This window comes from Methyloprofundus sp., assembly GCF_965251085.1.
Taxonomy (GTDB): domain Bacteria; phylum Pseudomonadota; class Gammaproteobacteria; order Methylococcales; family Methylomonadaceae; genus Methyloprofundus.
Genome location: NZ_OZ252594.1, coordinates 3132740 through 3155315, shown reverse-complemented (window position 1 = coordinate 3155315; position 22576 = coordinate 3132740). Strand labels below are relative to the sequence as shown.

Annotated in this window: 18 protein-coding genes and 2 pseudogenes; 14 read left to right on the top strand and 6 right to left on the bottom strand. The window is 42.9% G+C overall.

The window, feature by feature from the left end; translation table 11 throughout:
• Positions 1–181: 181 nt before the first annotated feature.
• Together ACQY3F_RS14630 and ACQY3F_RS14625 are read left to right on the top strand one after the other, a co-directional pair.
• Entirely contained in the window at positions 182–610 is a 429-nt protein-coding gene (locus tag ACQY3F_RS14630) for an REP-associated tyrosine transposase (protein WP_428355647.1), read from the top strand.
• A 57-nt stretch (positions 611–667) separates the two neighbouring features.
• The gene (locus ACQY3F_RS14625) at positions 668–892 is read left to right on the top strand and encodes a hypothetical protein (RefSeq protein WP_428355646.1); all 225 of its coding nucleotides are present in this window, start codon (positions 668–670) and stop codon (positions 890–892) included.
• Between the two features lie 601 nt (positions 893–1493).
• On the opposite strand, the gene pip is transcribed toward ACQY3F_RS14625, so the two are convergent.
• A complete protein-coding gene (gene pip / locus ACQY3F_RS14620) occupies positions 1494–2516 on the bottom strand; it encodes a prolyl aminopeptidase (RefSeq protein ID WP_428355645.1) in 1023 nt (340 codons plus the stop codon).
• Positions 2517–3154: 638 nt separating this feature from the next.
• On the opposite strand from pip, the gene ACQY3F_RS14615 reads away from it, so the two are divergent.
• From ACQY3F_RS14615 to ACQY3F_RS14605, 3 genes are all read left to right on the top strand, one after another.
• The gene (locus ACQY3F_RS14615) at positions 3155–4726 is read left to right on the top strand and encodes an alkaline phosphatase (protein WP_428355644.1); all 1572 of its coding nucleotides are present in this window, start codon (positions 3155–3157) and stop codon (positions 4724–4726) included.
• A 206-nt stretch (positions 4727–4932) separates the two neighbouring features.
• On the top strand, positions 4933–6816 hold the full coding sequence (locus tag ACQY3F_RS14610; protein ID WP_428353388.1) for an IS1634 family transposase: 1884 nt from the start codon (positions 4933–4935) through the stop codon (positions 6814–6816).
• A 419-nt stretch (positions 6817–7235) separates the two neighbouring features.
• Positions 7236–7940, top strand: coding sequence for a hypothetical protein (locus ACQY3F_RS14605; protein WP_428355642.1), 705 nt, complete (start codon positions 7236–7238; stop codon positions 7938–7940).
• Between the two features lie 312 nt (positions 7941–8252).
• Here the strand turns inward: ACQY3F_RS14605 and clcA are convergent, their stop codons facing one another.
• Entirely contained in the window at positions 8253–9605 is a 1353-nt protein-coding gene (clcA, locus tag ACQY3F_RS14600; protein ID WP_428355640.1) for a H(+)/Cl(-) exchange transporter ClcA, read from the bottom strand.
• Positions 9606–10197: 592 nt separating this feature from the next.
• On the opposite strand from clcA, the gene ACQY3F_RS14595 reads away from it, so the two are divergent.
• The 7 genes from ACQY3F_RS14595 (at position 10198) to ACQY3F_RS14565 (ending at position 17154) form a co-directional block, all read left to right on the top strand.
• On the top strand, positions 10198–10662 hold the full coding sequence (locus ACQY3F_RS14595) for a hypothetical protein (protein ID WP_428355639.1): 465 nt from the start codon (positions 10198–10200) through the stop codon (positions 10660–10662).
• Between the two features lie 186 nt (positions 10663–10848).
• Entirely contained in the window at positions 10849–11598 is a 750-nt protein-coding gene (gene ypfJ, locus ACQY3F_RS14590; protein WP_428355638.1) for a KPN_02809 family neutral zinc metallopeptidase, read from the top strand.
• Positions 11599–11757: 159 nt separating this feature from the next.
• Positions 11758–12222, top strand: coding sequence for a hypothetical protein (locus ACQY3F_RS14585; RefSeq protein ID WP_428353676.1), 465 nt, complete (start codon positions 11758–11760; stop codon positions 12220–12222).
• Positions 12219–14015, top strand: a complete 1797-nt coding sequence (locus ACQY3F_RS14580) for a putative transposase (protein WP_428357611.1) — start codon at positions 12219–12221, stop codon at positions 14013–14015. The genes ACQY3F_RS14585 and ACQY3F_RS14580 overlap by 4 nt, the downstream gene beginning before the upstream one ends.
• Before the next feature lie 256 nt (positions 14016–14271).
• Complete coding sequence (locus ACQY3F_RS14575) at positions 14272–15840, top strand: phytoene desaturase family protein (protein WP_428355636.1); 1569 nt, start codon at positions 14272–14274, stop codon at positions 15838–15840.
• A complete protein-coding gene (locus ACQY3F_RS14570) occupies positions 15837–16394 on the top strand; it encodes an NAD(P)-binding protein (RefSeq protein ID WP_428355635.1) in 558 nt (185 codons plus the stop codon). Before ACQY3F_RS14575 ends, ACQY3F_RS14570 begins: the two co-directional genes overlap by 4 nt.
• A gap of 70 nt (positions 16395–16464) precedes the next feature.
• Positions 16465–17154, top strand: a complete 690-nt coding sequence (locus ACQY3F_RS14565; RefSeq protein ID WP_428353770.1) for a transposase — start codon at positions 16465–16467, stop codon at positions 17152–17154.
• A gap of 210 nt (positions 17155–17364) precedes the next feature.
• On the opposite strand, the gene ACQY3F_RS14560 is transcribed toward ACQY3F_RS14565, so the two are convergent.
• Entirely contained in the window at positions 17365–18441 is a 1077-nt protein-coding gene (locus ACQY3F_RS14560; protein WP_428352924.1) for an IS91 family transposase, read from the bottom strand.
• Positions 18438–19345: pseudogene (locus tag ACQY3F_RS14555) on the bottom strand (tyrosine-type recombinase/integrase). Before ACQY3F_RS14555 ends, ACQY3F_RS14560 begins: the two are co-directional and overlap by 4 nt.
• A gap of 133 nt (positions 19346–19478) precedes the next feature.
• Between ACQY3F_RS14555 and ACQY3F_RS14550 the strand changes: the two are divergent.
• Together ACQY3F_RS14550 and ACQY3F_RS14545 are read left to right on the top strand one after the other, a co-directional pair.
• A pseudogene (locus ACQY3F_RS14550) lies at positions 19479–20270 on the top strand (IS1380 family transposase); the annotation flags it as partial.
• 264 nt (positions 20271–20534) lie between these two features.
• Complete coding sequence (locus tag ACQY3F_RS14545) at positions 20535–21092, top strand: FAD-dependent oxidoreductase (protein ID WP_428355634.1); 558 nt, start codon at positions 20535–20537, stop codon at positions 21090–21092.
• A 350-nt stretch (positions 21093–21442) separates the two neighbouring features.
• Here the strand turns inward: ACQY3F_RS14545 and ACQY3F_RS14540 are convergent, their stop codons facing one another.
• A complete protein-coding gene (locus tag ACQY3F_RS14540; protein ID WP_428355633.1) occupies positions 21443–21874 on the bottom strand; it encodes a hypothetical protein in 432 nt (143 codons plus the stop codon).
• Between the two features lie 161 nt (positions 21875–22035).
• On the bottom strand, positions 22036–22548 hold the full coding sequence (locus ACQY3F_RS14535; protein WP_428355632.1) for a hypothetical protein: 513 nt from the start codon (positions 22546–22548) through the stop codon (positions 22036–22038).
• Positions 22549–22576: the final 28 nt, after the last annotated feature.

Sequence of the window (22576 nt, the reverse complement as noted above, 5' to 3'; positions counted from 1 at the left end):
AAGGGGGCTTTCAAGAGGCTAGCTTGATTTCTATAGTTTTTACTTTCTCACCAGAATTCTCAATTCGGGATCTGATCCTATTTTTGATGACCCTATTTTTGCAGCGCATGGTGGAGATAGGAAAAGTGAAGACTATAGGAATCAAGCTGTCTGACCCTTTGATTCACGATATAGTTCCTCAATGGCCAGATTATCCAGAATCGTCGTTCCCAATCAACCCGTGCATATTATGCATAGGGGTAACAACAGACAAGACATCTTTGAATCTGAAGAGGATATGAGTCGCATGACAGAAGATATTGCACATGTACTATCTAAATCTGATTGTCACCTACATGCTTATGTCATCATGCGTAATCACTTACACCTCCTTATTACCCCTGCGGAGAAAGAGCAGCTTAGTAGATTTATGCAAGCGGTAGCTAATCGATATGTCCGTTTTTTTAATGCAACACGTAATAGAACAGGACCTATCTGGGAAGGCCGGTTTAAGTCATGCCTGGTCGATAGCGAGAATTATCTTTTTACCCTTTATCGATATATTGAAATGAATCCTGTTAAGGCTAATATGGTTAAAAATATTGCGGACTATCCTTGGTCAAGCTATTGACATAATGCGTTAGGTGAAAAAAATAGTTTAATCACGGAACATAAGCTATATCAGAATTTGGCTGAAAGTTCTGTACTAAGGGCTGAAAGTTATCAGAAAATATTTGATGCGCTAAACACAGCAGAGCAAGTGCAACAAATGACAGAAGCAACGATGCGAGGCGAAGTTTATGGCACTAGTGGGTTTCATCATGAGATAAGCAAATTAATTTCAAGAGCAACAAAGCTTACAGCGCATGACGGAGATAGGAAAAGTGAAGACTATAGAAATCAAGCTGGCTGACCCCTTGATTCCCTTACTGGGTGTTTGTGTAAGGGCAATTCTGCGCCAGGGGGAATTACGATTTTCAATATTGATATCTCAGATTGTTCATTTAGATAGCTAGGTAAATTTATACCGTCCCAGCTTTTAGTAGATTTTGTTAAGACTTCAACATCGATTTTATTATCTATCTTTGCTGAAGCACTCATTCACAATAACAGTGCTAAACTTATTCCTTTAATCCTAAAAACCGCAGTTGAACGCTAAAAAACACTCTAAGCATTTGAATGTAAAGCATAATGACCGTAACAACTTATCACCTGCAGGGTAAACAGACTCCGCTTCACGGTTTTGTGAATAAATCTGAGCGCGAAATACTGCGTTACAGCTATTGCCAAGGGCTACGGCCATTGCCTGCTAGCTGTGCCTTGTCTTTCGCACTCAGATTTTCCACAAAATCCGTGCTCAACTGCGGTTTCTAGGTTAATTAAAGTTTTCATTTTTCTGCTATTTTTACACATAATGACAAGCGTTAGTTGAGGCAGGAAGACAGTCGATAAATCAATAGTAAATCAACAGGAACATAATGGTTTGACTTCTCTGTTTGTGAGTCAGAGAGGGGTTATAAATTTTTGTAGTCATCCATTATTCGAATCAACCGGTCAACGGTTCCAGGCTCCTTTGCAGAGTGACCAGCATCTTCAATAATATGCAATTTAGCTTCCGGCCAGGCTTTTTGTAAGTCCCAGCAGTTTTCTATGGGGCAGATCATATCGTGTCTGCCATGGACAATCTGGCAGGGAATATTGCGAATACAATCAATATTTTCAATTAACCAGTTATCAGTTTGAAAAAAAGAATTATTAATAAAGTAATGGCATTCAATTCGGGCCAGGCTTAAATCCGCATCTGAAAATTCATTGAGGCTACTTCTCCTTTTTTGCACAAATGAACAAGAGGCTTCCCAAGTACTCCAAGATTCAGCCGCTTGTTGCCGTATCAATGGATCTTCACTCGTCAAACGCTTGTAATAGGCGGCTGCAATATTCTGTTGCTCTTGTTCGGGAATAATCTCAATGAATTTTTCCCAATCTTCTGGGTAAATTTTCCCTGCCCCCTTTTGATAGAACCATTCGATCTCTTTTGGCCGACTCAGAAAAATTCCTCTTAATGCTAAGGCCTTCACTTTTTTAGGATGTGTTTCTGCATAGGCTAGCGCAAGAGTGCTACCCCAACTACCTCCAAATACTATCCATTGGTCAATCCCAACATGTGTTCTTAATTTTTCTATGTCAGAGACTAAATCCCAAGTGGAATTGTTGACTATGTCGGCTTTTGGAGTGCTTTTCCCCGCACCTCTTTGGTCAAACAAAATCACTCGGTAAAAATTGGGGTCGAAGAACTTTCTATTGTCTGATTCAATACCACCGCCTGGTCCACCATGTAAAAAAACAACCGGTTGTCCATCAGGATTTCCCACTTCTTCATAATAAAGCTCATGCCGGTCATCAACTTTAAGGCGGCCGGTTTTATAGGGTTGTATATGAGGATACAGATACTTAAGCTGACTCATGGCTTTAATTTGAAAATATGAGTTTTTAATCTTCTGAAATACCTGGTTTTTTGTTAGCTGAAATTTATTCATTCTATCCTCAGTAAAATTTTACAGGCTGGTAACTCTGGAAACGCTGCCTCAGCGAAATGGAGGGCTTTAGCCCCTGATCCATTGAGTACTGAGTGTTTTACAGAATATGTGTAGGTGTCGACATGATAAATTAGAAGTCTAGTCTTTGCTATCAATATTAAAGAAGGGAAAAAGAATGCGAGGGTTAGCGTATAGAAAGAAGCCTCTAGTCCTATCTAACAGGACTTATTTTTATGCAGAATTCATAGGGAGAGCCAAGAATCGTAACTCTCCAACTTTTTTCATGCAACAATGAGCATTTTTCTGCTAAATCTTGATGTGTTTATACTTCGCGCGGACACGGTTACAGATTTTATAACGAGTCGATTTTTGTTGAGAGCTATGCTCTAGTTTCAGCGCCTTGCTATCGACAAAAATCAGCTCACTATATAACTGCAACCGTGACCGTGCGAAGTACAACCTTCTAGATTCCGGCTATAAGTATAGCTGGGAATTATGGGTAATCAGGTATCTTAATTTAGATAATTCTACTTAAGCCTTGCCCTTATACTATTTTATTAATAGATTCACAATTACATAATAAAGCTTTAATAATGATGAAATCTGTTCTTCGAATTGTAATAATCGCTATGACGATAATGACGGGCCTTGTGACTCAGCCGATTGCTGCTCCCTTAGGTGATACCTCGGATGAAAACTCGCTAAGATGGTATAAGCAAGGCGAGCTGACTACAGTAAAAGCAATGGACCTGGCTAACAAAATAGCCGAAAATAGTACTAAACAAGCCAAAAATATTATCTTATTTATTGGTGATGGTATGGGGATTTCCACAATCACTGCCGCGCGAATTTACGCGGGCCAGTTGGAAGGGCAGTCGGGTGAAGAAAATATACTTTTCTTTGAAACATTTCCATACCAGGCACTGGCTAAAACCTATAATACCAACCAGCAAACTCCTGATTCTGCAGGCACTATGACGGCAATAATGACCGGTATGAAAAGCAAGGCTGGCGTTCTTAGTGTAGGGCAATCGATGACGCGCGGGAATTGCTCGGGGATAAAAGGAAATATACTGACCACTGCATTAGAGCATGCTGAGGAAATAGGTATGTCTACCGGTATTGTGAGTACTGCACGGCTGACACATGCGACTCCTGCGTCAACCTATGCGCATGTTCCAGAACGTAATTATGAAGATGACCGTGATGCTTCTAAAATGAGCAATAGCAAAGGTTGTAAAGATATAGCTTCTCAGCTGATTGACTTGAAAGACCGCTATGGTGATGGACTAGAGGTCGCATTAGGTGGTGGGCGTAAAAACTTTCTTCCGCGAATAAAGGGTGCTGATCCCGAAAATGGTGGCAAAGGTGAGCGAGAAGATGGCCGCGACCTGACTGCCGAATGGCTTGCAGAATATACAAACTCGGCCTATATATGGAACCAGGCTCAATTTGATGCAATTAATGTTAAGGTGACTGATCATTTGCTGGGTTTATTTAATATGACTCATATGGAATATGAAGAAGATAGACTGACCGGTACTGAGGGTGAACCTTCGCTTTCGCAAATGACGGCTAAAGCAATTGAAATGCTGGAAAAAAATAAACAAGGATTTTTCCTGCATGTGGAGTCAGGGCGGATAGATCATGCCCATCATGCTGGTAATGCGCAAAGAGCTCTTAAGGATACAGTCGAATTTGCTCATGCAGTCAAAACAGCTTATACAATGACAGACCCTGAAGACACCTTAATTATCGTTACTGCAGACCATAGCCACGTCTTTACTATTGCCGGTTATCCAACACGTGGGAATCCTATTCTGGGAAAAGTCATTATGAATGATGGTGCGGGTAACCCTAAGATTAAAGCTGAACTGGCACTAGATGGTCTTCCGTATACAACGCTGGGTTATATCAATGGCCTGGGGTATGCAAATTTAGCCGTAGGCGGTGAAGCACGTTATAAAGTCCCTAATGCAGCAGGTACTAGAGCCGATTTAACGGATGTAAATACACAGGGTCAGGGTTTTCACCAGGAAGCTCTGGTTCCCTTAGCAGCGGAAACACATGCCGCTGAAGATGTTGTTGTTTATGCAAGTGGCCCAGGGGCAAGTTTATTTCAGGGAACCATAGAGCAGAATGTTATTTTTCACATTATGAATAAAGCAGGACGTATGAGTAAGAGGTCTGGTCTTCCTCCGATGAAATAAAATTAAAATTTGTAATTGCTTAGCAAAAGAACCTTAGCCCATCTTCGTCACTTTTATCTTTCCAAGTTATTGATTTATCGTTCGCATAAAATTTTCATCAAAAAAGCTCCTTTAAAATCAAAGGTGTTTTTTTTGAGGCTCCTGTAGTGCCATTTTAGTTTGCTCTGCCTATTGATTTTTCCTGGTTTTTCCTTGATGCTAGTGGCATGTATATTCGAAGAACCAAAACAAAGAGTCTGGAAGACGGCTCCGCTTATTTCACTTACCGCATTGTTGAGTCTTTTCGTATAGGGAAACAAGTCAAGCAACGCACATTGCTCAATATAGGTGCGGACTTTACTATCGAGAAAAAGTATTGGCCCCTGCTAACGGCCAGAATTGAACAATTACAACAAGGTTCGGAACCCCATCAGGAAGAGCTATTCCATTTAGCTGATGATTTAAATCAACTGCTGGAAGCAACGGCTCAACGCTATAGCGCACTGATGACTGCAAAACTGTCACAACCACTAGACTCACAAAGCTCAGAACGGGATTATCATTCTGTTGATATTAACCATGTCGAAGCCATTAATGCCCGCAGTATAGGCGTGGAAACCTTGGCACTGCATGCTGCACAGCAATTGCAGCTAGATGAGAAACTCACAGCACTGGGCTTTAATAAAATCGATACGGTGACAGCACTGGGCAGTATCATCGGACGTATAGTTTCACCCGGCAGTGAATTGAAAACACATGATTGGTTGCAAAATCGAACGGGGCTGGGTGAGCTGCTGGATCATGACTACGGCAATACAAGCCTGACACGATTATATACGGTCAGTGACAAGTTACTCAAACACCAGGCAACTCTTGAATCATTTCTGGCTAACCGCGAGCAGACTTTATTCAATTTAAACCGCAAGATTGTATTGTACGATCTGACCAATACTTATTTTGAAGGCCAATGTACCCAAAACCCGAAAGCGCAATTCGGTCGCTCCAAAGAGAAACGCACAGACTGTCCACTAGTGACCCTGGGGCTGATTTTGGATGGTGACGGTTTCCCATTGAGTAGTCAGGTTTTTCCCGGCAATGCCAGTGAGCCCGCGACTCTGAAGCTCATGCTTGAGGGACTGCGAGACAAGGATCCCTTTCATCAAATAAAGCCGGTGGTTATCATGGATGCCGGCATTGCCAGTGCCGACAATGTTGCCTGGTTAATCGAACAAGATTATCATTATCTCGTCGTCAGTCGAGAACAGCACGTAAAAAACCCAAGAGACCAGGAAAGCCCGGTAACAGTCAGGGATACCCCGGACAGTAATGTCGTTGTGTATCGTGAAGTTGATCCAGAAACCAGGGAAACCCGACTCTATTGTCACTCAGAACAAAAGGCAAAAAAAGAACAAGGTATCCGTAACCGCTTTCATGTTCGTCTGGAAGAAGCCCTGGAAAAACTGCACACGGGCCTGAGCAAAAAAGGCACCCTTAAAAAATACGACAAAATACTGGAACGTATCGGCCGGCTACGTGAAAAACATAGCCGCGTTGCTGCTGACTACACCATCAACGTCATGGCGGATGACAAAAAAAACAAAGCCACCAGTATCGAATGGAAACGTAAACCTGAAAGTGACCAGAAAGATCAACACTGTGGTGTGTACTGCCTAAGAACAAATATCCCTGACTGGTCGGAAGAACAGTTATGGACGACCTATACCATGCTCACAGAGATTGAAGCGACCTTTAGAAGCCTGAAAACCGAACTGGGTTTGCGCCCTGTCTACCACCAAAAAGAAGACCGGGTTACCGGACAGCTATTCATTACATTATTAGCTTACCACTTGGTACATACACTGCGTTATCAGCTTAAACTGCAGGGCATTCATCTAAGCTGGGAAAGCATTCGCAACATTATGTCGACCCAGCAACGTTTGACCATTACCTTACCCACTGATAACGATACAATCATTCACTTGCGAACCACAAGCAAAGCAGAAACCAGACAAAAACAAATCTATACTGCTTTGAATATTAACCCCGACCCGATAGGAAAAATTAAAACGACCGTTGATATGAAATCTGTAGTGCCAACTGAGACCGATTGAAAAATTTAACTCATTGAAATAATGGGGAATTGACTGTATAAGTCACGAAGATGGGTTAGGAACGCGCACGGAATAAGTTGAGCATCTGGCGCAGGATTTTTATTCGTATTCAAGACATAGAAACAGGCGCATAGCCAGCTACGTAACAGTTTCTACAACGCAGAAGACGGATAAAAAAACAAGCCAGTTGCTTAAGTTATTTCGTGCGCGTTCCTTAGAAACCTGGAAATAAATAATCGTCCAATATTTGGCCAGGATTTTAGTTTGTCATCGGTGCTGTAGCAATAGGCGCATAGCTGGCTACGTTACTATTGCTACAGGGCTGATGACGGGCAAACAGACCAGCAAGGGTGGATGATGTGTGTTTCCAAGTGCCTTTTTTTAAGGGTCCTTTATACTGCCGAAAGAGAGGTGTATCAATGCCTATGAAGTTTATACAGGGACAAATTATAAGCATACTCGCACTGCTAATGACAAGTATTGCTGTTTACGCAGAAATGGCTAAAGTCTCATGTGTGTATCAGACCACTGAAAGCATTATTCATGCAATAGATAAAGATCAGCAGCACGATCATAAAGTCAGGCAATGGTATTTTTGGCGTGCTGAAAATCAGCTTGAAGTCGCGAATGCGGAGCAGAGTCTAGGGAAAAAGTGGATATACAATGGACAGCAAATGGTGGTTTATCAAGTGCTATATCACGACAGGAAGTTTGTTCTAGAATTCCAGCCTACAGATTTAAAAATTTTAGGGCTACAGTCTAACTGGAAAATGCGAGCCAGTTTGTTTCCTCCAGAGATCCTAACGCAATTACATCAACAAGGAAGTGGAAAATTCCAGGAATATGCGACTGTTAATTATCAGGGAAACGTTGCCGGGCATCGTTATCAGGTAGACTGGATACCCGTGCTAAACTTGCCCTCGCGCGTGGTGAAACAGTTGGGAAATATGATTATTATTACTCAGCTTAAAGAAGTTTACCCGCTGGATAAGTCTCCTTATAAGCAGCTAAGCAGTGATCAATATGACGATATGGAGTATGCGGATATAGGCGATAATGAAAGCCACCCTATCGCTGCACAATTGCAAAAAGATATCGCCATTGGGTATTTCCATCTGCATTAAATGAATTGCACTTATTAGTTGAATCTAAGAATCATTAGTTAATCTGTAACTACTCAGACAAGCTGGGTAGTTACAGCAAAATAAACACTGTAGATGGGCAAAGGGCTTCATCCGTGCCCATCAACGAAAACATGATGGGCACGTCGTACCTCCTTTGCCCATCCTACAAAAAACGCTTGTTCCATCAGGGTGTTTTTTATCAAATACCTACTTCTCTGGTGCCTGGCTGGAAATATACAATCTAATTCCGTAACTATCAGATGCGCTGAGTAGTTACGTTAATCAATAATAAAATTAGTAAGGAAATCTGACTCAGGACTGCTTTTCTCGTTTAAGAGTACGCTCCAGTAATAGGCTGTATATCGGCTTGCCACCTAATAATTCCGCGGTGACGGTGGCGGTGGCGACAGTTAGAATTAAAGGCAGGATAAGCGTGTAGTTATTCGTTAATTCTATACTTAAGGCAATCCCGGTGAGCGGTGCCCTTACGGTTGCGGCAAATAGCGCGCCCATTCCGGCAATTGCAAACACACCAGGTTGTAAATCTAGCATGGGAAAGTACATATTTACATAATGCCCGTACCATAAGCCGAATAAGGTACCTAGTGCCAGCATAGGGGCAAATATTCCCCCCGGGGCGCCAGTGCTATAACTGATTAGGGTGGTTCCAATACGCACAAAAAATAATAATATAAGCAGGCTGATTGCCCCCGTGTGCTGCATGGCCCAAAGCAATGTCTGGTCTCCACTGCCTGTGGTATGCGGCCATAAACTCCCTAGATATCCGATAAGTCCACCGCAAAGTAAAGTTAGTGCAGTGTTGGCTGATCCCTTGGTCTGCGCAAACAAGTTCAGGCCGATAATAAGGTAGCGGTTAAATAATATTCCCAGAATGCCGAAGATTAGCCCTAAAACCAAAAAAACTGGTAAAGACTTGAGAGGGGGGGCTACAAAGTGTGACATATTGATAGCCGGCACTTGCCCCATATACAGCCTAACAACAACGGCGGCGACAAAAACCGCCATAGCAACTGCCTGCACTGAATAGGTACCGTATTTAAACTGTGCGCGCATTTCTTCAATAGCAAATAAGATCGCGGCTAAAGGCGTGTTAAATGCTGCCGAAAGTCCAGCTGCTGCACCGGCGGTAATTAAGGTGTTCCTATTGTCGCTATTGGTTTTGAATAGCCTGGAAATCATATGCCCTATATTTCCGCCCATATGAATGGTGGGACCTTCCCGGCCCATAACCATGCCACTACCTATGGTTAGAACGCCGGTAATAAACTTGACCGGCAGCAAGCGATGCCAGAAAACTTCTCTGGATCCTTCCAGAGCCCCCTCTATTTCTTGCACACCGCTACCCCCTGCTTCCGGGGCAAAACGGCGTACGATTAGCAAAGCCATATATAGCATTAGGGCTGTACTCGCTGCAGGCAAAAACCATTGCAGGGTGGGCTGTTGGCTAAATTGTTGTAGAAACTCAATGCGCCAGCGGAAGATAGTATTGACGCAAATATGGAACAATGTACCTATAATTCCAGTTATCAGTCCAGTTAGCATGCTAAGCCCCAGTAATGCGACTATGTATTTGGTTGGCATTAAAAATGCTTTGTTGATGCGCGCTGAAAAATGGAAGGTTTTTTTAGGAATGTTGAGTTTCATTAGGTTAAGGTATGGTAAAAGCTGAACATATACTTCACTCAGGTCACTGATGCGGATTTCTAGCGGCTGAAACCTTTACGTAGCTAGCTATGCGCTAGTTTCAGCCTCTTGCTATCGACAAAAATAAGCACACTATACAACCGCATCCGTGACCGCGCAAAGTATTGGTTACGAAGCTGTTTATGCTAGGGCGTCATTGTAGAGGTGTATTTTATTACAGCTCTGTTTGTATAATATACGGTTATTTAACCTAGAAAAATCAGTTGCTCACGTTTTCTAGCACAAGCTCTTGATTCCATCGCACTTCCAAAAAATGTCCGCTTAACCTATGGGTGAAGCTAAAATTTTTTGAAAGTATTATATTAATTCAATATCTTGCACTATAAATTCGCACAACTGATTTTTCTAGGTTTATTCTAAGTGATTTGTTATGCAGTCGCTATGAATTATAGTAGAGCAAGTGGCACTTCAGTAGTGATAATAAATATGCTTGCACTAGAAACTGAGTGCAGCTGATTTTTCCAGGGTTAAGAATTCATTTTATGAGTAAGGAATATTACAACAAATGGCACGAATAAGTTGGCAAGATGCCGTGACAGGAGCAATTCTTTTTTCCGCAGGCGACAGCATAGGCTCCTTAATCAGCGGGGACTTTTTATATCAACGTATGCTGGGGATGATGGTTTTAGGTGGCACTCTTTATGCTTGGGAAATTCCTACCTATTTTGCGCATTTGCAACGCCGCTTTAATAAACCAGGTTTTTTGAATGCATTTCAGCGTACTGTGTCAGCGGGGCTGTTTTTTAATCCTTTATGGATTGCCCGGCATATTGTCTTTATTAAAATCTTTGCCGGAGAGTGGCAAACTATTTCTCTGCAAATTTTACCACTCGCCACGCTGTCATTTCTCTACTGCTTTCCTTTTTCTTTAGTAGCAAATTATTTAATTCAAAATGTCATAATTTTTCGCTGGCGTTTTTTTGTAAGTTCTATTTATTCAGCGTTTACGGTTATTTATTTTGCTTTGGTCGAATTTATTTTTGTATCGGACGGCTAATTTTTAACGCTTATATTTAAAGAATATGGCAGAATACTGGGTCTCACACACGCTAATAGTTGGAAGCGAGGTCTTTAGCCTCGCAAGGTGCTGGTGGAGCTAAAGAATCCACTTCCAGAATATTGTGTAAGATCTTTTAGTTCCCCGCAGAAGCAATTATTAATAAAGAGTAAAGAGAGGATACCCATGAAATGGCGAAATCGCAGAGCTAGTAATAATGTCGAAGATAGAAGAGCATCGGGTGGAGGCAGGCCTACAAAGAAACTAGGTGGGATAAGTGTACTTCTCATTACTCTGGGGGCTATGTATTTTGGTGTTGATCCTAAAATCATTCTGGGTTTACTGGATAATTCAGCAACACAAAGCCCAAGCACCCAGCAGTCTTCTTACCAACCCTCTGCTGAGCAACAGCAATTGGCAGAATTTGTTAGCGTGGTGTTAGCGGATACCGAAGATACCTGGCACATGCTGTTTCAGCAACAAGGTATGCGCTATCAAGAACCTAAACTGGTACTCTTTAGCAATTCAGTACGTTCGGCCTGTGGTCATGCTGAAGCGGCAATGGGTCCTTTCTACTGTCCCGGAGATCAAAAAGTTTATATCGATCTGGGTTTTTACCAGCAACTTAAAACGCAGCATAATGCACCGGGTGACTTTGCACAGGCTTATGTAATTGCCCATGAAGTAGGTCACCATGTACAGACTTTGCTTGGAATATCCGGGGAAGTGCATAAAGCACAACAAGGACTTCCGCCTGCTCAGGCGAATCAATTATCAGTCAAACTAGAATTACAGGCAGACTGTTTTGCAGGTTTATGGGCGCATCATACCGAAAAGGCAAAAAGTATTCTTGAGCAAGGTGATATTGCCGAGGCGCTGAATGCAGCCAGTGCAATAGGTGATGACCGCCTGCAAAAACAAGCTCAGACATCTTGATTCGCTATCCTGAAAGAAATCCATTAAAACTTAAACTAGGCAATATAATTAAAGGGTTAGGGAATTATTGTCAAATGATTGATATTTTCAGCTAAAGAAATGAAAATGGTACTCATTTAGGTTAAACTAAGCCCTCATATCATACGAGGTATTCAATTAATGCAGCAACTCATGCTCCCAATAATTCCTCAGGGTACGACTATTATAAATGGTCAGGTCAGTGTTGATAACCGAAATGATGAGTGGTTTTATTTCCTCGGCGGTATCCCGATCTATTCTCACCAGGCTGACAATAAGAGATTATTTAGACTTCACACCTCTCAACTCATCAATACCGGCTCCTGTCGTTCAATCGATATTATTACAACCTTTGGTGTCTCTAAAAGTAGTGTTATGCGCTCATTAAGGCAACTACGAGAAAAAGGGGCTGATTCGTTTTTTGAACCTCGCCCGACTCGCAAGGGAGGACCACTCTTTACGCTTGAGGTTTTGCAGCAAGCTCAGGAATATCTGGATCAAGGTATGACGCCTAACGAAGCCGCTAAAGAATTAGGCATCCGGGCAGATACCTTTCGCAAGGCGATCAGTGATGGACGTTTAAAAAAAAGTCTGCCGTATCAATAGACCCCAATGATGGCAGTACCAAATCAGCCCGTGATATTATTGATGCCAGTGCAGCCGAGTCACTCGGTACGGCCTGCACTCGAGTAGAAGAGCGAATCCAGGCGGCTTTGGGTGAGCAGGAAAAGGGAGCCTCAATCGAATTCGAATCCTGTTTAGATGTTCCTAAAGGCGGTGTGTTATGTGCATTGCCCGCGTTACTTAGCAATGGCTTATTAAATGACATTGAGCACCACCTTGGCAAACTGACAGGTTATTATCAAACCTTTCATATCCTATTGCTACTCGCCTTTATGGGACTATGTCGCATCAAAAATGCCGAACAACTTCGCGAGCATGCACCGGGTGAATTCGGCAAACTACTTGGCCTGGATCGGGTTCCCGAAGTGCGCTGTTTAAGAACCAAAGTAAAAGGACTGTCTGATCCAGAATCAGTTGAAAGCTGGGCGGCCGACCTCAGTCGACAATGGATGGAAAATGAACCAGAGGCAGCAGGAACACTCTACATAGATGGTCATGTCCGTGTCTATCATGGACACTTGACTAAACTTCCCAAACGGCATGTTTCACGCGAAAAACTCTGCTTACGGGGTATCACCGACTACTGGGTTAATGATGGTACGGGGCGTCCCTTCTTTGTCGTTGAAAAAACGGTGGATCCGGGCTTACTAAAAACGCTGGAAGAAGATATCGTCCCCCGATTACTCAAAGACATTCCGAATCAACCGAGTGCACAAGCATTACAGCAAAACAAACAAGCCTGTCGTTTTATCCTGGTGTTTGATAGAGAAGGCTATAGCCCCGCATTCTTTAGAAAGATGTGGGACAAGCATCGTGTCGCTTGCATGACCTATCATAAATTTCCCACCGAAAATTGGCCACTGGACAATTTTTCCAGTCAGGAGATCACCCTACCGAGTGGTGAAAAAGTCATCATGAAACTCGCCGAACGAGGCAGTCTGGTTGGAACCAAAAAACAGGCGATGTGGATGAGAGAAGTGCGCAAGTTGACTGATTCTGGTCACCAAACCAGTATTATTACCACAGCCTATGAACTAGAATTGACGGCTGTTTCTGGGCGAATGTTTAGCCGGTGGTGCCAAGAGAACTTTTTTAGATATATGAAGCACCACTATGGGCTAGATATGCTACAGGAGTATGGAATAGAGCCACTATCCGATACCCAAAAGGTGGTCAACCCTGATAGGCGCCAACAGGAAGGACAGCGTAATTCGATACAATCCAAACTCAATTACCGTCTATCTCGATTTGCAGCGATGGAACTTCATCCGGTGATTAAAAAAGATGAAACGGAAGATGTGAAATACAAGAAATGGGAAAGAAAACGAGCAGAATTACTCGAAGAAATAGAGCATTATGAAAATGAACTAAAAACCATCAAGGAAAAACTAAGCCAAACGCCCAAACACATTACCTGGCAAGAGTTGAGAGACGAAGATAAGTTCGAACAGCTTCTGCCAGGGAAAAAGCGGCTGATAGATACTGTCAACATGATCGCTTATCGGGCAGAAACAGCAATGGCCGCTCTGCTAACCTCACCGACAATCGACTTTCCGATGGCAAGGCAACTATTACAAACGCTGTTTGTGACAGAAGCAGATATATTACCCGATGAAGTAAAAAAACAACTTCGGATACGTGTGCATAGTACTTCCCGACCTGCAAGTAATAAAGCAATAGAAAAGTTATTTGAACAACTCAATCAAACGGAACTCAATTATCCAGGAACCGATCTGCGCTTAATTTATGAGCTGACTTCATCCGCAAAAAATTAGGAAATGGTCTCAAATTAGTTTCGTCTGAATCAAGATGTCTGAACTTTCAGCCTTCTTATATACATTGTAGCCCGTTATAGAGCATTTGGAGTGCGGGGTATTCGTGACAGAAATTTCCAACATGCCGTAACAATTTGCGGGCTTGCATACCATGAATATGTAGATATATTATGGTGGTTGAAGCTTTTGAGTAATCAGGTAAAGATAATAAATGTAAAAAAAGACAACTTTTTTAATCCATCTCGCAGGTACCAAGATGCCAAACTCACAGTCACAAACAGTCCCCGACTATCTGATACTGGGCAGTGGATTAGCCGGATTATCCTTTGCAGCATTGATGGCGAAGGCTGGAAAGCAAGTAAAGGTGCTTGAAGCGCACGAATTTGCGGGTGGATATGGTCATACATTTGTCGAGGGGGACAAATACCACTTTAATGCACAACTGCATTATGTGTGGAATTGCGGTGCTGGGGAAACGGTAAATATGTTTCTCAGGAAGCTGGGCTTAGCGGATGCTGTGACATTTGAGCAATATGATGCGGATGGTTTTGATCATATGCGTATACCTGGATACGAGCTGGATATTCCTTTTGATAAAGAGAAATTAGTCGCGCGTCTAGCGAAGCTTTTTCCCGAGCATGCCAATTCTATACAGAAATTCATCAAGGAAGTCTGGCGTACTGCCGCCGAATTAAAAAAACTCCCCGAGTCCGCCAATATTTCTTATGTGCTGAGTCATGCTCTAAATAATCAGCGCGTCATTAAATATCATAAATCTACCCTGCAGGATGTTTTTAACGCTTATAAATTACCGCTAGAGGCACAAACCCTTTTAGCTCTGCAATGGCCCGACTTTCTACTGCCACCGAATAAACTTTCATTTTTTGCCTGGGCGGCTTTATTTACCGGGTATTGCCGTGGCGCTTATTATCCCACTCACCATTTTGAGCATGTTATTGATTCATTAGTTAAGGTGATTGAAGAAAATGGCGGGGAAATAATTTATCAGCAAAAGGTAACAGACTTTATCCTCGACAATAAACGGGTGGTCGGTGTAAAAACCATGCATGCAATTGATCGCAGCAAACGGCAAGAATACCAGGGGCAGGATATTATTTGTAATTTTGACCCAAAACGCACTGCGTCGGTGATCGGTATGGATAAGTTTTCCAGTACCGTACGCGCGAAACTTGATTATGATTATTCGCCTTCAAATTTTGTCGCCTATTGCGTAGTCAAAGGCATAGATTTAAGTGATTACGGCTTTGGGCGCTGGAACTTATTTCATAGCGAACAAGCCGATTTGAATAAGGTTTTTGATGATATGTATGAGCGAGCCGATTATAGTGCGCTTAGTTTTGGTGTAACAACGCCTGGATTTCTCACGGATGATGCCAGTGATTGCCCAGATGGAGAGCAGATCATACAGTTTATAACGGTTGCCAATTATCAGTATTTTCACGACCTGAAGATTCGCGATGCGGGGGCTTACCGAAAAATGAAAAAAGAAATTTTTGACGCTATGATTAATGTCATCGAACAAAAATACGTGCCCAATTTCCGTGAGTATATAGTCTTTAAAATGACCGGCAGCCCAACAACCAACGAAAGCTTCTGCGGTGCTCCTGAAGGGAACTCCTATGGATCGAATCTGACACCGGGAAATTTTTCTGCAGGTCGCCTGGATCACAGAACGTCATTGAAGAATTTTTATTTTTGCAATGCTTCATCAGGCGCACCAAGTTTTACCGGTACAATTCGAACCGGTTGCGTATTGTACGAGAAATTATCAGGCGACCCGGTCTTAGGTGCAGATTTGTCATGAAAATTGCCATAGTGGGCGGCGGTGCGGCTGGCATGACAGCCGCTTATCTATTGGATAAAGTGCATGATGTCACCGTGTTCGAAAAAGCATCGGTTCTGGGTGGAAATATACGTACACTGAATAAAAATGTTCCCTGCAGCTCGCTGGATCAAAGCATGACACTTGATAATGGGGTGATCGAATTCCAGCGTGATTATTTTCCGAATTTCCATAAATTAATGTGTGCACTGCAGGTTGAGCTTGAAGAGGTTTCCGTTTCCAGTGAGCTTTTCCTCGCGAATGGTGATTATTATAAATCTACCGGGGCAATACACTACGGTTGTAAAACCTTACAGGAACAGATTTTCGAGGTTCTCAAGCAAACGCCTGTGATATTCTCGTACTTTTGTTTTCTTACCCGGATGACTTTTACCCGCCCGAATTCATTTAGCCATCGACCCGTCTCGGATTATCTTGGGAATAGTATCAGCGCAAGGTGGCTAAAAATGCTGCTGATGTATGCTTATTCCATGCCTTATAAAATGATACCTAAATCCTGCAAGCATTATACATAATAATCCACAAAACTCCTTATTAAACAATGATATAATATCATTTTCCTGATTTCACTATCTCATTGTTTTAATGAAGCCCTCTAAAGTATCAAAATCCTCATCTCACGTAAGAAACCGTACCCGAACGGTAAAAATGACATCTACAGCACATGGATTGACAAGCCAGGCGGGACTGATTCCCGTCGTGAAATATTTAGACAGGATAGGTTTTGAAAAAACCGTAAAACAAAGCGTTCCACATCGGCGGGGTGAAAATGCAGACCATCACTTATCTGATGTGGTTCTATTGACGTTGGTTGGCATGATGGGGGGAGCAACATCAATGGCAAAGGTGACGACCGTATGGGCAGATAGCGTACTGCGCAAAGTAGCTGGCTGGATAAAGATTCCTGTTGAAACCACAATTTTACGGATCTTTAAAGAAGTAAGTGATAGGCAGATAAGCCAGTTTGAAACGCTCACGCATACTTTGCGTGGTCAACACTGGCGGCGATTGCTTCGTTCCGGAAAATCGAAAACTGGCATACAATCCGTCCAGTGGGTCGATGTCGATTCAACTGTGGACACCGTTTGTGGTCGACAAGAAGGAAGTGCCAAAGGCTTCAACCCCAAAAAGAAAGGTGCCCGTTCATACCATCCACAACGAATAAGGTTAGATTGTGATCGCGAAGCGAGCCACAATCTGAACCGTTTGTTGGACAAGCCCGGCACGATAGTAGGAATTCATTTAATGCGCTCTATGAAAATAGCTTTTTGTTGATCAGCCCGACTGATGAATCGAACCTCTGTTTTTACCTGTTTAACTGAACTTTGAGCGTTGTCCATTGCAGTCAACTCTCAAAGTCCAAGTATCGGAGCAAAATTCTGCCTTAATCTCCGATTTTAGCCCAAGCAACTCCCTCAGCATTTAATCCGCTGATAGCCTGGGTCGAAGTGTTTAAATTTACATAAGCGCTAGTGATTCCAATTGTTAAGTTGGCAAAGGCTGAAACATTATTTCCACCCTGGGTATTTGCCGACGCCCAACAACCATCGCCCCGCCACAACATTTGCAACTGAATGCCGGCCGTACTTTGAGTGCACGCAATATCTTCGTCGGGTCAAACTTTAGCAGGGAGTGAATCAACTTAATAACACCCTTGCTATTCGGATGTAAAAAGCCATAATTGCGCGCACGACGAAAGCCTTTAGGCAAAACATGTTGCAGCACCAGCCACAGAAATTTAGCCCCCGATACCGTTTTGGTTTGATAGCGTTTGGTTTTGCTGTCTTGATAACGGTAGGTTACTTTGCCATTTTGGCAGGATAAGATATCCTGTTCACGAATCACACCACGATACAGGTATCGACCCAGATATATCAATGCTTTATCGCCTGCACCGACAAACTTACAATCGACCACCCATTTTTCCGGAATAGCTGTGGGAAATGGCAACTTTTCTTCGTTCATACGCGCTAGCATCTTTGCACGAAATACTTTTGCTAGTGCTTTATGATGAAACAGGTATTTGCCTTCCTTAGTGCGCCAGAGCTTCTTGATTTTATCCACGATTGCCGCAGGCATAATGACATGAATATGCGGATGATAATTTAATTCGCGTGAGTGTGTATGTAAGACAGCAATCGCCCCGGCATCGCCTTGCAACTGCTTATCATTTTTACTAAAACTCTGTAAAGTCGCCCAGGCACAGTCAAACATCATACTGTAAAGTAACCGCGGATGCTGCCTGGCTAACGACCTTAACTGCGCAGGTAAGGTAAAGGTATTCATAAAATAATCAGCAGGGACTTGTTTTTGTACCTGTCGTTCAATCCATTGTTGACTCTCATGATGTTGACAATGCGGGCAGTTACGCTGGCCACAGGAATGAGGCACAAAGGTTTGATAGTCACAGTCTGCACAGTTAACCTGCATCACAGGACTCAGCTGTGTCCGACAGCTCTTCATGGCATGTAATGCACTGATCTGATTGGAGCGTAAACGAGATTGATACTCGCTTAAAAAGTCAGACTGAAATTGATCAATCACTGCAGCTAGGGTTATCATGAAATCTGCCCCCAGTGAATAGAAAAGTCATTGACTAACTGATTAATGTGCAGCTCTGCATTCTCATCGGTAATATCGGTCAAATGCGTATAGCGAGCCGTGGTTACTAAACTGGTATGGCCCAGAATCTTCTGCAACTCAACTAAATCAACCCCGGCTTCTAACAGGTGAGTGGCGTAACTGTGGCGCAGCGAGTGGCAGGAAATCTTTTTTTTAGTCCCATTTCTTGCGTCACAAGACGGATTGTCTTCTGGATGCCACCGCGATCAAGGGGGGATTCAGCAAGATGTGCACCTTTTAGACCCCGGGCACGGTTGGGAAATACCAGCACTGGATTTTTATGCACAGCCCAAAACTTACGCAACACCTTCAAGGTATTCACAGGCAAAGGCACAAGCCGATCCTTATTGCCTTTGGCATTGCGAATATGTACCCGCATGCGTGTCGCATCAATATCACCTACTTTCAGGCTTAAGCCCTCGCCCAAACGTAAACCTAGACTGTAAATCGTAAAATAAAAAACTCGATAGCTTAGATTACGGGTCGACATAAACAGTTGTTGTGCTTCAACCACAGTGACAATATCGGGTATACGCGTACATCGTGGTGGTTTAATCATTAGCACATCAACCCACGGCTTTTGTAGCACATGTGTATAGAAAAACTTGAGACCATAGAGATCTAGTTTCACGGCACTCCAGGAAAGGCGGCTTAAAAGAGCATGAAAATAATCCACCAGTTGATCTTGCGTTAAGTTATCCAGATGCCCCTGAAAGTGTTCCCCGATACGGCGAATAGCGCGTGAATAAGCGTCAATGGTTTTGGGTTGCAGTCCCTTAAGCTTTAAATGCTTACAGTGCTGGATATAATAATGGTTGAATTTAAGCTCTATCGATGGTGTCATAACAGTGTAACCTCATTATTGTTAGTTGGATGAGCTTACAAGTTACCTGTTATGCATATAACAGGCAATGAGGTTACACTTTAAATTTAAGGGATGCGCTGTTTTTCTCCGCGATAGCGGCTTCGTCCAACTCGAACTCGCTTTTCTAGCGGAAACAAAAGAAATTTTACAAGCCTGGTTCCGGACAGGCAATGCCTTTACAAGCAATGGTGTTGTAGAATTTACCAAACAGTTACTTGCACACTTGCCCAATCGGATGCGCATTATTTTTCGCGGTGACAGTGGTTATTTTGTCGGTGATTTGCTTGAATTTCTCGATACCAGAGGGCATGGGTATCTAATAAAGGTTAAACTTAAGAATTTGAACGCATTGCTGGCCAAACAGGCCTGGACAGCCATACAAGGCCGACCCGGTTGGGAGCAGAGCGAGTTTCAATATCGTTGTGGTGGCTGGTCTCGCTCTCGTCAGTTTGTCGCGGTCAGGATAAAGCAACCTAAACAAGTGACAGGACCTCAGTCCGAGCTTTGGGATACGGCAGAATATGACTATTTTTGTTATGTAACAACTGAACCTCTATCGCCTTGGCAAACACATAAGAAGTATGGTGAACGAGCGACGTGCGAAACATGGATTGAAGAAGCAAAATCACAAATGGGTTTAGGTAAAATCAGAACGAATCAATTTCTGGCTAATGCCGCATTATTTCATTGCGCCGTTCTTGCCTACAATACCGTGCGCTGGATGGCTCAATTGAGTGGCAACAAAACGTTGTGCCAATGGGAGCCGGATACACTTCGTACTTATCTGATTCGGGTGGCTGGAAAATTACTCACAGGCAATAATCAGCTGAGAGTCAGAACACCTGCAGATCCGCTCTATCCACAGGAATGGGATGATTGGGTTAAGGTGGGGTTACTCGCTTAACATTAACCGAAGTTAAGTCACTTTGATTAAAAGGTCATGGCACGTTGGCAGGGTGTTTATTGCCTTGGGCTCGGGGGATATCCATACGATACAAAAAATTTCCTCTATTTATGATTTAAATCTGGATATTTTGATCGGTTGGACAAAGAGGGCTGGCAAAGCGGCAGTAAAAACCTAATAACCACTTAGCTAGACAGGTTAATGAGAGTCAAAATATGGGCTTGCAGGATTTAGGTGATAGATAATTTTCCTGCAGAAATAGGCATGCCCTTACTTAATCACTCGGGCATGCTTACCAAATGGGATCGTATTGTTGGAGGCGTCTATACCTATATAGAAAAAATCTTATTAAACTTTCGCGGCTCGATTCAGTGTAATGCAAGGCTTGTGGAAGTCACCAGAAGCTCAACTGGGGTACAAATACAATTGGCCGAAGGAGAGAGTCAGCATTTTGATAAAGTTGTTTTTGCTACTACTCCAGGCCAGGTATTAAAGCTGCTGACAGACCCCTCGGAGAATGAAATCAAGCGCTTTCATGCCTGGCAGGAAAATACTATCGATACGATGATTCACACGGATACATCAATATATCAGCATTTCGGTGTAAGCTATTTCTGTGAGTTTGATCTTTTCCAGAATAAAGGGGATCAAGGCTGTGGTTATAATGCCTATTTAGATCGCTTATGCAGCATTGACGCCCAATCGGACACGCACTATAACCTGGCCTACAATCTGCAACAACAGATAGACCCTGAGAAAGTGATAGATATACAACAGCACACCACCCCAGCTTATAATGTAGAGGCTATCCGCTATAGGTAAGAGATAATAGCTACAAATGGAGAGAATAATACGTATCATGCGGGAGCTTATCTATATGACGGATTGCATGAAGGGGCTATAACTTCGGGTTTTGTGGTGTCCAAGCTCTTAGGTGGTTTAAACTTGTGAAATTTTTAATTGAAGGTGGGCTAAGGCAACTCGCAATAAATAACCCACCCACCTTGCTGGTCTTTTTGTCCGTCTTCTGCGTTGTAGAAATAGTTACGTAGCTAGCTATGCGCCTATTTCTACGCCTTGAAGACAAACAAAAATCCTACGTAATATGGGTGGGTTATTTATTGCGCGTTACCTAATCTCTTTTGCAAATTTCACACTGTTCTAGTTTACTCCTAATTTTCTTGATTAATCTTACAAACGGGTGATTGAGAAGAGCTGCAGGTAGCCGGAGGCTGGCGACTTTGAGTCGGGTTTACTAATTTTCCTTTCCAGCTATTTTCGTCTATATCAATAGTCATATATGCAAAACGACTTAAACCGTTAACTATGCCTGATTGTTTGCCGAATTGAATGGATGTCTGTTTAGCTGGATGATTACTCGCAAGTGATACACCACCAGTACCGACGACTATTTGCTCTGGGCTATGTGTAATGCTGGTGTATTGAAAGCGGTGCATATGGCCGGATACAAAGAGATTGATCAAGGATGAAAGAGAATGCTTTGCATCTGCTGTTTGTAGAGTCTGGCTGATACAACTATAGGTTTTTGTCCCTTTGGTGGTTGTGCAAGAGGCTCCTTTGCCAGAGTTTTTGATACCATACAACGGGCGATGAGTCTGCAACCAGATGTTTTGTGCTTTTTTCTTGCGGTTTTTGAGCCATAGTTCGATTACTGCAAATTGACTGATATATTCAGTTTCATGAAGATTGCCCGAATCACAGGCATTGGCTGAGTCTAGAACAAATAAGTCCAGGCTACTAAACGTCAGCTCAAAGGGCTTTGCAAATACCAGCGGCTTAGGGGGCTACTTGCCGCCGGGCAGCTTAGCTGTTCTCCCCCAGTAAGCGGTGAGTTTGCATCAAGAAAATAGAACCAGCCTGGGCCAGCACGGCTGCATAATTCGTGATTGCCACGGGCAAACACCCAGGGTGCGGAAGCTAATAAGCCTTTCGCGGCATGAAAAAAGTCATGTTGCCAGTATTTCCACTGATCGGGAAAGTTACTCTTTAGCGAGTTTTGCCCGAAATAAGTAGATGATGCCTTGCAACTCCCATTTTTAGCATGATCACCGGCATCGTAGACTCTCACTTTATGCCCATCCACCTTAATGGAACCAGGAGTTCCGCTGTAATTATAATCTCCTACATGCATAATCAGATTGGGATGTTCGGCAAGTGCTGATTGAGCAAGCTGAGGAAAAGGCCAATGTGTAGGGTTCGCACATTTTTCTTTAAAATCAGTGGAGTGTTGGTCACAACCTGTATCACCTAAAATCACAATTTTTGAAACCTGGGTACTTAGGCAA